Annotated in this window: 4 protein-coding genes; 1 reads left to right on the top strand and 3 read right to left on the bottom strand. The window is 44.3% G+C overall.

What is annotated here, in order from left to right; translation table 11 throughout:
- Nucleotides 1-981: 981 nt before the first annotated feature.
- The 3 genes from ACHZA1_RS00850 to ACHZA1_RS00860 form a co-directional block, all read right to left on the bottom strand.
- Nucleotides 982-2,124 (bottom strand): aldose epimerase family protein, encoded by a 1,143-nt coding sequence (locus ACHZA1_RS00850; RefSeq protein ID WP_320053346.1) that lies wholly within the window; start codon nucleotides 2,122-2,124, stop codon nucleotides 982-984.
- Nucleotides 2,125-2,336: 212 nt separating this feature from the next.
- Entirely contained in the window at nucleotides 2,337-4,328 is a 1,992-nt protein-coding gene (locus tag ACHZA1_RS00855; protein ID WP_320053347.1) for a RagB/SusD family nutrient uptake outer membrane protein, read from the bottom strand.
- Nucleotides 4,329-4,340: 12 nt separating this feature from the next.
- Nucleotides 4,341-7,598 (bottom strand): TonB-dependent receptor, encoded by a 3,258-nt coding sequence (locus ACHZA1_RS00860; RefSeq protein WP_320053348.1) that lies wholly within the window; start codon nucleotides 7,596-7,598, stop codon nucleotides 4,341-4,343.
- A 966-nt stretch (nucleotides 7,599-8,564) separates the two neighbouring features.
- Here ACHZA1_RS00860 and ACHZA1_RS00865 point away from each other — a divergent pair.
- Complete coding sequence (locus tag ACHZA1_RS00865; protein WP_320053349.1) at nucleotides 8,565-12,641, top strand: two-component regulator propeller domain-containing protein; 4,077 nt, start codon at nucleotides 8,565-8,567, stop codon at nucleotides 12,639-12,641.
- The last annotated feature ends 336 nt before the right edge of the window (nucleotides 12,642-12,977 follow it).

A 12,977-nucleotide genomic window follows, 5' to 3' on the forward strand; every position in this document is an offset into this window, starting at 1 on the left:
TTTTGTATTAAAAATGCCTTTTTTCGGGTCTAAGATGGAGCATTTTGCATTAAAGACAATGTGAAATAATACTGTATTTAACTATTTGCCATAAAATATGCTTCATTTTGTATTAAAGATGGATCATCTTGAATCAAATATGGAGCATTTTGTATTAAAGATGAAGTATATTGTATTAAAGATGAAGCATATTGAATCAAAGATGAAGCATTTTGTATTAAAGATGGAACATCTTGTATCAAAGATGAAGCATTTTAAATACAAAATGAAGCAAAGTTTACAGAATGTTAATTCAAGGCCTAATCTTGCAAAGCATGTAAATCAGACATTAGCACGTATATTTACCTCAAATGACAGATAGCACCACTTCTACCAAGGCTACAGTGTCAAAGAGTGCAAACTACATTCACATAGTGCAATGTAGTGTTATAGAAATGGTACACTGCTAATGGCTAATTTGCTACAAATTGTTGATTTAATTCTATTGGTTATTTAGTTGGTAAATGCAACTATTTATTTGATAATTACCCAATAAATTGCAGGGCTGCTTTACCTAGAGCAACCGCATTTAAGATTTTCTTTAAAATCACAGGGATACAGAGGCACAGGGTAGCACAGAGCAATTTCAGAATTTGCCCATCGCAAGCTGGAGGCTGGATAAAAAATCGCTGCTATGACAACGTTACCTTGCCCGTTTTCTAGGCAGGATAAGCCGTAAAATACTTTTGGTAAAAGCCACAGCGCAAAAGGGGAAAGTGCCTTGCACCTTTGTCGCTCGCAGCCACAGGCTTCACGCTGTATTCTCCGATCGTAAAGGATCAACGCTAGAAATGATTACGCCCTGTGAGCGCTGGGTATCAGAGCCTCCGTGTTATGCTACTTTAAAGTGCGGTTGTCCGAACTCCATAAGGCAGCTCCGATTAGGTCAAAAAAAGAGGACTCTTACGAGCCCTCTTCTATTTTTGATCAAACGAAACGTTGCTACTTCACCTTAAAGCTGTAAACACTCGTTTGCGAATAGGTCTCCCCTGGTTTTAGAACCGTAGATGGAAAGCTCGAATGATTTGGCGCATCAGGGAACTTTTGTGTTTCTAAGGCAATTCCCGAACGGTAACCATGCTTTTGACCATACTTGCCTGTATCTACTCCATCCATAAAGTTACCACTATAGAATTGAATTCCTGGCTGATCGGTAGATACCGACATCTCTATACCTGTCTCTGGCTCAAAAACAACGGCAGCCAGCTCCACGCCCTTACCCTTTTTGGCTAGAACCCAGTTGTGGTCGTATCCCTTCCCGTTTTTAAGCGCTACAAAATCGTTGTTGATTCTATCGCCAATGGCAGTCGGTTTTCTAAAATCAAGTGGGGTATTTTCTACCGACGATATTTCACCAGTTGGAATAAGCAACGAATCGGTAAGCGTGTAGCTGTCGGCAAGCAGCTGCATCACATGCGAATTTGTCGATTTGGCTGAAGTCCCGTGAAGGTTGAAGTAAACGTGACTCGTTGGATTAACAACAGTAGGCTTATCCGTTGTTGCTGCATACTGGATCTTAAGTTCATTACCTTCGCTTAACGTGTAGGTTACCTTGATCTTTAAATTACCAGGATAGCCTTCTTCGCCATCAGCAGATAGGTACGAAAGGGTGATGTACTGGTTTTCTCCCCTACTTACAACGGTATCAACATCCCAAACTCGCTTCCAAAATCCATTCGAGCCTCCGTGTAGGTGATTCCCATGATCGTTTAGCGTAAGGGTATACTCCTTACCATCGAGGGTAAACTTACCCTTTGCAATTCTGTTGCCATAGCGTCCTACAATAGGTCCAGCATAATTATCAGTAGCATTAAGATAGCTTTTAATGGAGCTATATCCCCATGCCACATCCTTAAACTCGCCACCTTTGCTAGGCACCCACAGGCTTACAATTCGTGCACCATAGTTGGTAATCTGAATAGCCATACCATTCTTATTGGTCAGCATATAAAGCGCGACCTTTTTACCATTCATGGTAGTATCGAAGCTACTTTCAGCAAGAAGCTCCTTACCACCTGAACCTGCATTTTTGCTGCAAGCCCCCAGTGCCAATGCAGCCATTAGCACAAAAAAAAGTTTTTTCATTGTTCGCTATTATTTAATTCAACCATATTTCAAGCATCGTGCATCAATATGCTACTAGTCCAATGCTCCTAATCAAACAAATTGTTTACCGTACAATTTGCTCATTTTCTAGAAATGATGCATCATCAATCAATAGAAAAATACCACCTTGGTATTAAACCAAGGTGGTATATACTTATCTGTACAGACAATCTTTTCTACAGTAATTAATACTATTGAACAGGAGCCGTATTAGGAGTGGTAGACCAACCTGGATTTTGGTAAATAGGCGAGGTTGATGCATCCTTGCCATCCTTAGAGGTAATTAAGAAGTGTTGAGCAGCAATAGGGCTTAAGTAATGCGCCATAGCCCATCTATATCCATTATAAGCAAGAGATGTAGGTGTCTTCTCATAAGGACGTAGATATGCACTTAATGAAGGTGCTGAAACATTACTAGCATCACCAATCCCATACTTAAGATCGCTTGCGTTGTACCAAGTTTGGATGGTACCACCCCATAGCTTAAATCCTTCGATATGGTAGGGAGTTGAAATCATTTGATCCATTGCTCTCCAACGCTTAAGATCCATAAAGCGTAAACCTTCAGCCATTAACTCGCAGCGACGCTCACGACGAATATTGTACAACGTCTTATCTACCATTTGACCTGCAGAGTATACGCCCCAATCGTTAGCAGCCTCCTTAGAAAGATCTGTAGCAGCAATAGTCTTATCAAAGTCAGGATCAACTCCTGCTCTGTTTCTAATCGCTTTCCAATAGCCTTTAGAAATATCACTCAACCTTCCATTTAGTTCATAGTCAGCCTCCATGTAGTTTAGGTAAGCCTCTACAGCTCTAAACACAATAGCACCAGTATAACCTTGACCATTACCACACTGAGCCGCATCGTAGTTTAATCCTTTTCGAATAGCATAACCTGTAGTATACTTTCTTTCAACATCAGAAATTGTGATTAAAGGGGTAAGTTCTACTGGAGTTGCATGGTCTCCAACTGAACTTGGATATAGCACATTCTTTTGTCCAGGTTCCTTCAAGAATAACCATAGACGACCGTCTCTATTTTTACGAACATCCGAGATTTGATCATCACCTGCATATCCTGAGCCAGCAGCATAAATTGGTAAACCGTTGGCCATTAAGAAACCTTCGACCATACCACGAGTAAGTCCAATCGCATGATTTCCGGATTGTGCGTAAACTGGAACATTGTGAGTTACGCCCAATCCCTTGTCGTACTTGCGCCATAATAGTACTTCGCTGTATCCTGACATATCAACATCACTAAACATTGAGAAGTAAGGGTTAACCGCATCTGATGTGCTCTGTTGAAGTACCATATTATTATTAACAAGTGGGATAGCATCTGCAACCTCTTTAGATGAAGCAACTGCTTCTCCCAAGAAGAATTCAATTTCCTTATCGATACTTCCACTAGTGAACTGGTAATTTGCATTGTAGTCCTTCGATTTGCCAGGCCAGTTTGATCCATTTGGAACAAATGCTGTTCCCTTGAAATACTTCAACCAAGTACCCTCGTATAGTGCAACACGCGATTTAAGTAGTAATGCGCAATACTTCGACAAACGATTTTTCTTTCCATCTGGAGCAACATTTTTCATTAATGTAATGGCAGAATCGAGATCCTGAAGAATAAATCGTGCAACCTCATTTCTAGGTGCTCTCTTACTAGCTGCAGCCAATATTTCCTGATTATCAGGAAGAGCTGTCTTAATAATAGGAAAATCACCAAGAGCCTGAAGTTTCGTAAAGTACACATAAGCTCTAATCATGTACATTTCGCCTATGTAATGCTTAATATTATCGATATTACCCGTAATAGTATTAGCCTTTAGACGAGGAACAACCTTGTTTAAAAAATAGTTACACTGGTAGATATCGCCAAAAGACCAATCTCCCCCATTCTGACCTACTTTAGACTGTCCTGGAACATACTTATTATCGTAGCCATCAGAAGCCATATTGTCGGTTCCGGCATCAATACCAAAAGTACCAAATGACCAACTTCCGTGGGTTGGGAATACACCATAACGTGCAATAGAATATGCCGCTAAGTGAGATTCGTCAGTTAAGTACTGTTCGGGCGTTAAGTAAGACTTTGGTGTTTCATCAAGATAATCATCACAAGAACTTAAAAAACCCAATGCTCCTGCGAATAGTAGTAATATTATTTTGCTTCTCATAGTTGTTTAATTTTAAAGGGTTACGCTAAGACCGCAAGAATAAACCTTGAACAATGGGTAAACATTACCACCATATCCACCATCAATGGTTTCAGGGTCAAACATCTTGGCCATCTTTGTATAAGTCCAAAGGTTTTCGCCCGAAACAAATACCCTTAATTTCGAAACACCAACCTTTTTGGTTAATTCGGCAGGTAGAGTGTAACCAAGTTGAAGATTTTTTAGACGAACATATGCCGCATTTTGCATATAGCGTGTTTGTGTTTCCATGTTCTTGCCATCTCCAAAAAGAGGACGAGGATAGTAAGAGTTTAGATTTTGTCCAAGAGGATTGTTGGCATCAGCACGGAAGTAGTCCTTATGCTCATCTAATCCGGTCGACCACCAAACACCCCATTTCCATGCACCCCAGAAGAAGTAGCTATCTTGGTAGTAATCTCTCTTCATGATACCTTGGAAAAATGCTCTAAAGTCGAAACCTTTCCAATCAGCAGACAAATCAACAGAGAATGGGAAGCGAGGTGTACTATTTCCAACAACCTTTAAATCTCCATGGTCAGATATGGTATTAGCTCCTTTATCAATCTTACCATCATTATTTAAGTCATTGTACATGATATCTCCTGCTTTCCAGTTACTACCAACAGCATTTTGACCTCCATTAGGTAAACTTGCAAGATGCGCGTTCATCTCTTCGTCAGACTTCGCGATTCCTTTTGTATCATATCCCCAGATTTCGCCATACATTCTACCAGCAATAGTTTGATCTAGGCGTCCTGTTGGGTTAGGATACTTTGTAATTTTAGTTCTAGAGTCTGCAACAGAAATTTTTATACCATAGCCAAGCCCATTAGCTAGCCTGTCTTGCCAATTAAGCGACAACTCAAAACCGTATGTTTTTAAATCTGTGTTGTTAGTCTTTGGAACATCAGTTCCAAGGGTCACTGGCAACTCAACACCAGGAGCCAACATATCATTGGTGTATCGAATATAGTAGTCGAACGTTGCAGTAAGCTTATTATTAAACATTCCTAAATCAGCACCTACATCCCAAGTTCTAATTTTTTCCCAAGTTTGTGATGAAGAAACCAGGTATGGAGCAGAAGCTGTATTTGGTTGTACTCCGTTTACCAACCAAGAACCATTTGATGTTCCTATTGGCATGGTCTGAATTGCAGGATAAAAGGCTAATCTATAATCGTTATCATTTTTAGTATTTTGATTACCTAAAGAACCATACGAAGCCCTTAGTTTTAAACTATTCACATATTCTTCTATTGGTTTCCAAAACGCCTCCTTTGAAACATTCCAACCTACAGAAACAGAAGGAAATGCATTCCACCTTTTATCCGCAAGGAATCGAGAGGTACCATCATACCTGAAGTTTGCCTCCAATAGGTAACGACCATCATAGTCGTAATTAAAACGCCCAAAGAAACCTGCCGTTGACCAGTTACCGTATCCTCCAGAAACACTAGGAGAAACTATTTTACCATTGGCATCAGTTCCAGAAGTAGTGTTTAATGTAGGAAGTGCTGCGGTAATAATACCATTTCTATCGCCAGAAACATTACGGTCTTTATACTGTTCAGCCTGGAAACCAACCATTACCTTAAAGTTATTGGCATTAATTGACTTCGAATATTCCGAAAAGATATTAGGGTTAAAGAAATTTGTTCTGGCAGCACCTTCATGAACATTGGTATATGAATTGTAAACGTAAGGGTCACCATTAACATTATGGTTATATGTCTTCTGTGAATCCCAATGTCTAAATTCGTCAATCGTCTTGTAGTTTAGTTCTCCAGTTATTCTCCATCCTTTTACAGGCTCAACAATAAGTTGTAACTGCTGATAAAGCCAGTCAGTTTGCTTTTTATCTCTACCTCCGTCTCTTAGCGCAAGAGCAGGAGAAGGAGACGAGAAAAGGTAGCCATTGGGATCGTATAAAGGTAGAGTAGGCCAACCTTGACGAGCCAAATCTTGGTTCAAACTATTGGTAAGGCTTGATGGGCGCTCGTAGTCTTCTCTAATCCATCGTCCATTATATCCCAACGAAACCTTATCAGAGATTTTGGTGTTGATCTTAGCAGTAGCAGCGTAACGATTGAATTTATCTCCTCCAAAACGCACAAGACCATCTTGATCTAAAAAGTTACCAGAAATATAGTAGTTGGTAGTCTCATTACCACCTGATACGCTCACGCTATGCTCCTGAGATGGAGCGGAGTTTTTGTATACCGCCTTATACCAGTCAATATTATCGTTACCTCCACCATAATCGGCCCAATTGCTTCCATTAGGAACTGTGGTCATAGGCAAACCATTCTTTGGATTGGTCAACTTCCCTGTCTGGAAATCTTTTATACGGGTTAGCCACTCATCACTAAAAAATGGACCAGCACCACTATTCTTATTGGCCTCGTTAAAATATAGAGCAAAAGTATAGGAGTCCATCATATGAGGCAGAAGCAATGCAGAAGTTCTCTTAAACGAGTTGTTATAGTTTACAACAGCCTTACCTGCTTTCCCTTTTTTAGTGGTGATCAAAATCACCCCAAAAGGAGCACGAGACCCGTATACGGCAGCAGCACCAGCATCCTTAAGCACCGATATATTCTCAATATCTTGTGGGTTAATGGCATTAATATCTCCCTCTGTTCCATCAATCAGAATAAGAGGTGAGCCACTAGAACCAGAGCCTATTGTTGCAATACCACGGATGTTAATTGAAGGGCGCGACTCCATAGAGCCCGAATTTTGGCTGATATTAAGACCAGCAACTACGCCTTGTAATGCCTGAGCAACATTTTGTACAGGACGCGTTTCGAGCGCCTTCTTATCTACAGTACCAACAGCACCGGTAAGATTAACCTTTTTCTGTGTACCGAAACCTACAACCACCAGTTCGTCCATACTGATAGCGTTTGATTCAAGAACCACCGCTATGTTTGTTTTCCCATCAACGGCAACTTCCTGCTTTTTCATTCCCACAAAAGAGAAAACCAGCGTAGCATTTTGAGGAACGTTACTTAGTGTAAAACGACCATCAATATCTGTTACTGTTCCCATGTTAGCTGTTCCTTTCACCAAAACACTAACACCAACAATAGTTTCTCCCTTTTCATTTTTTACAGTACCCGAGATACTGCTCTTTTTTTGCTGTACTGCAGAACTCGCAATACTGCTTCCTTCATTCCCGGCCCAAAGCGCGTGACTAGAAAATGCTAGAAGGGCCAGAAGAACCAACGTTTTTTTTCTTAGATCCATGTTCCTTGATTGATTGATTAGGTAAATTCGATTCGTGCAGATAAAATCTGCGATTTGAAATTTGAAGTACCTTTTGTTATTAAGGACTCCGTTTGTTGCTCTTTCTTTTCTTGTTACTCATCAGCCTGATGTTAATGACTTAAAATTATTAAAACAACGCTTAATACGGTTAAGAACCACAAGCGAAAATATGCTAGTTTGTAAAGAATCGAGGAGAAAATAAATTCAATTTGGTATAATATTCGGTTAAGACTCATTGACACATATTACAAACACTCTCTCAATTCAAAACCTATTTCACATTAAACAACAATACATTACCAACCAAGACCAGCATCATCAAAGAATATCATTAACAATATTAATGCAAATCCAATTTAAACATCACCACAATACAATACCAGTATGATTACAAAAAAACTTAACACTCCCCCCTCGTTTCAACCAAACATTATCAAACCTTACCGATCTCCCACATTAAGACTACTTCAATAAAACTCCAAGACAACTCAAAAGTTCGGAGCACATCTAAAAAAGATAGCGAAGGAATTGCTCATCGCATCGTAAAAACGCCCAATAAGCATCTATGAAGAAAGAAGACAACAGACAACTCTTATAAAAGGTAACAATTTCGAAGTTCTACATCTTGTTACCTCACACCACGATGGCTTAATTCATAAAATGGAGATCCGCCTACAAGTTCCTAATTTTAATAAGTTCCATGACACCTACTGATAAATTCTGATTCAAACGTTTATGCTAAATTTAGATATCAAAAGCTTAGGTACATTGATCTACTTGATAATGCACCCTTTGAGACCACGGACAGAAGTTTCATTATCCTATAACGATATCAGGTATTGCCAGTGCCTATCTTTTTCCTAAATTGAACCGTCTTTTGCAAAAAGTTAATACACCCATTAACTGTACGAAAAGAATCACCATACAAGACCTAGAGACGGACAAATGAAGAGACTTCAACTACTTGTTTTTTTTGCCTTTTCACTTGCAATTCCACTTCAAGGAATTAGCAACAGCATTCAACGCTACTTTCAAAAGGTTCCCATATCCGACCAGCTACCCTCCAATTCAGTAACTAGGCTCTACCACGACAAGTTGGGTTTCATGTGGTTTGGCACAAAGGATGGCCTTTGCAGGTACGACGGCTACTCGATAAAGATATTTCGATCGAACTGGAACACGCCTGCAAGGCTTACCAACAACGTTATCCAATGCATTACCGAAGATGATTCTAACATTTGGGTTGGCACCGACGAAGGCGTTAACATCGTTAACAAGAAAACATTCCAGATTAAGCCGCTAGCCATAGAGGAGCTGAGAACCGAACAGATTAACACCATCCTCGTTGATAAAGAAAAAAACATCTGGATTGGCACTAGCCGAAAAGGTATATATAAGGTATCGGAGGATGGAAAAGAAGTAGCCAACTACAGATACAAAAGCAACAACCCTCATTCAATAGGTGGTAACTGCGTTATCCAGATCTTTCAGGATAGGCAAGATCGCATTTGGATATGCTCTTGGGAAGGGGGCTTAAGCCTCTTCCAGCCCAAAACGAACAGCTTCTACCGCTACCCCAAAGTTGGCTCTCGCAACAACCCCTTCAGGGTTTTCCAGGATAGGAACAACCAGCTATGGGTATGCACCTGGGGGAATGGCATCTTTACCCTCGACCCATCAAAGCCCACAGGAAACCCTTTTGTGCCGATGAAATTCGAGAGCAACGGCAAGGCTCAGCCTATCGACCAGGTGTTTTACGCCATCACCCAGGATAGCAAGTACGGATACATTTGGGCTATATCTTTCGAGGGGCTATACCTTTTCGAGAAGAAAGACCGCTACACCTGCAAGGTTCTCGATACTGATGGACTGTTTGAGGATGCCGCCAATAAGATATTCCACGAGATTATTACCGACAGAAAGGGCAACCTATGGATTGGCTCGGAGGGAGAAGGCGTTTACCGGCTCGACTTCAACCGACCTGCCATTAGGAACTTCCCGCTTATGGAGGTTAGAAAGACGCTAGGATCGACCCCAAACATCATCAAGCTGTGCGAATCGGCTGATGGCAAGGTATACACGGCGATAAACCGCGCTGGCCTCTACATTGTAGACCCCAAAACAGGCAGCGCCACCAGGTACATCAACCCCGAAATACTGGCAAACAAGAGCATTTACGGGCTATCGAGAATAAAAAGCGCGCACCAAATTTGGGTTTGCGGCCAAGGGAAGAATTTTATATATGCAATAAACGATGACAGCCGGCAAGGTCGGGATTGCCACATTCTAACCATAGAAAAAGATGCCAAACAGATAACCTCGAACGCAATAGAGGACTCGCACAGGATGGCATGGATAGCAACATCATCCAACGTATACTACAAGCCGCTCAATGGTGGATTCGTTAAACTTAAGCAGAAGTTCTCCAACACCACCATCATTAAGGAAGATGTATTGGGGAACATATGGATAGTATGCGAGCAGGGCGTATTCCGCTACCTCCGCAAAAGCCAGAAGGTGGAAAAGGTTTCTTTCCCTGACGTAGAGAATACCACCATGCTTAACTCCAACAGCATACAATCAGTGTGCTGCCGAAGGGATAGCAAGATATGCTTGGGTACCAAGGAGGGTAGCCTTTTTGTTTACGACGAGGGCCAAAAGAGGCTAACGGATGTAAGCAAAGAATACGGAATAGTGGAAGATGCCGTGCTCGACGTGGTGGAGGACAACCTAGGCATGCTCTGGATTTCGACCAACAAGCGGATCGTTCGCTACAACCCCAAGACGCATGCCTCGTCGTACTTTACGGCTTCGGATGGCATTGTTGTCAACTCGTTCTCGAAGGATGCCTTTGTGAAGCTGGCATCGGGCCAAATTCTCTTCGGGGGCAACAACGGCATCTCGGCCTTCTCGCCCCAAAGCTACTCGCTGTCGGCAAAGCCCAAAAGGCAGCAGATTGCGATAACCGACATCCTCATTCAGAACCAATCGATCTTCGATTTAATCGACGACAGGCACTACGACCCTGAGGAGAATACGGTTACCATTCGCAACTCGGAGAACAACTTCGCCCTCGAATTCTCGTCGCTCGACTACAGCTCGTCGAGCAAGATACAGTACGCCTACCTGCTGGACGGCGTTGACGAGGACTGGACCTACGTGGGCAACAACCGCCGATCGGTGAACTACGCCAACCTCCCCTCGGGGCACTACACCTTTAGGGTTAAGGCCAGCGACGAGAACGGCGAGTGGACCAACCAGGAGGCCTTGCTGCACATTACCATCAAGCCGCCATTCTACCGGTCGTGGTGGGCCTACCTGATTTACCTGGTGTTCATCTTCGGCGGCATCTATCATGGGTCAAAGAATTTGGCCAACAAGTTAAAACTGAAGAACGAGCTCAGGATATCGACCATCGAAAAGGAGAAGACCGAGGAGCTGGCCCAGCTAAAGCTGCGCTACTTTACCAACATCTCGCACGAGCTGCTCACGCCGCTTACGATCATCTCGCTGCTGATCGAAAACCTGCAGAAGCGCCACGCCGAAGATAGCAAGCAGCTGGGCATGATGCTGGCCAACGTAAGCCGGCTCCGCAGGCTCATCCAGCAGATCCTGGCCTTTAAGAAGACCGAGAGCGGCGAAATGAAGCTCCGGATTCAGAAGACCGACGTCATCTCGTTCGTAAACAACATCTGCCAGTCGAACTTCCAGCCGCTAATCCAGGAGAAGGAGATCCGCTTCGTGTTCGATGTCGACCAGGAGTGCTACGAGGCGTACTTCGACATGGACAAGCTGGACAAGGTGCTCTACAACCTCCTCTCCAACGCCTTTAAGCATACCCCCAAGGGGGGCGAAATACGGGTGAAGCTCCGCTTTGTGCCCCGATACGGCAGCACCATCATGGTGCTTTCGGTATCCGACACGGGCAGCGGCATTGCCGAGGTTGACCTACCCAACATCTTCAACCGATTCTACATCAGCAAAACCTCGGACCAGAGCCAGAGCCACGGCATAGGGCTATCGCTGACCCACGACCTGGTAGCCATCCACAAGGGCCACATTCGGGTGAACAGCACCCCCGGCGAAGGGGCGGTCTTCACCTTCGAGATTCCGGTGTCCAAGGATGCCTATCGCGACGAGGAGATGGACGAGGAAGGCCTTGGCGAGTATCCGGCCGAGGAGGAGGCTACGGCCGACCAGGGCGAGGAACGGAAGCCCACCGATGCATCGGAGAAGAAGGACTTCACCATCCTGATTGCCGAGGACAACCCCGAGATCAACAGGATGGTTGCCGACCACTTTGCCGCCCGCTACAACGTGCTGTCGGCCGAAAACGGGGTGAAGGCGCTCGGCCTGATCCGCGAGAACGACATCGACCTGCTGATTAGCGACGTGATGATGCCCGAGCTCGACGGGCTCTCGCTCTGCCAGATGATAAAGAACGACGTTTCGACCAGCCACATCGGCGTGCTGATGCTCACGGCCAAGAACTCGACCGAGGACCGCATCGACTGCTACAACGCGGGGGCCGACGGCTACATCGCCAAGCCGTTTGAGATGCGCATGCTGGAGGCGCGCGTAAGGAACCTCATCAGCAAGCGCGAGCAGAAGGGCCAAAGCTTCCAGAGCAACATGGAGGTGAACATCTCGGATATGGGCTACAGCTCCATCGACGAGGAGTTCCTGAAGCAGGCCGTGGCCAAGGTGGAGGAGAAGCTGGCCGACATCACCTTCGACTTCGAGGGGTTTGCCTCCGATATGGGCACCTCCAAATCGACCCTGCACCGCAAGCTCAAGTCGCTTACCGGCATGTCGCCCGGCGAGTTCATCCGCAACATCCGCCTGAAGCACGCCTCCAAGCTGCTGCTGTGCAACGCGGGCAACATCTCGGAGGTGGCCTACAGCGTGGGCTTTAACGACTCGAAGTACTTTAGCCGCTCGTTTAAGGCCGAGTTTGGCCTTACCCCTACCGAGTACCGCGACAAGCACGAGGAGATCCGCAGGGAAAACGGCGAGCAGTAGGCACAGCACCCCCATAGGTGGATAAAAATACGGTAGAGGCGCCCGAGGATGGCGCCTCTACGCATTTTCCCCCTTTAGCCCACCCTCTCTTTAGCAAAGCAGAGCTCCACCTACGCTTCCACGCCCGCAAATGTGCCACCTGCGCTTGTAGGCGCCGCTCCGTAAACAGCTTTTCCCCGAGCAGCGCGCAATCGACCTTGGCGGTACCGTAATCGCGCCTAACCATAAAGCAATGACATGTGGCGCCTTCGCAATCGTGCTTGACTATGACGCAATGTCATGTAACACCTTCGCAATCGAGCTTGGCGGTAACGCAATCGGCATTGGCTGCTCCGC

The organism is uncultured Acetobacteroides sp. (genome assembly GCF_963667355.2).
In the GTDB taxonomy this organism is placed as follows: domain Bacteria; phylum Bacteroidota; class Bacteroidia; order Bacteroidales; family ZOR0009; genus Acetobacteroides.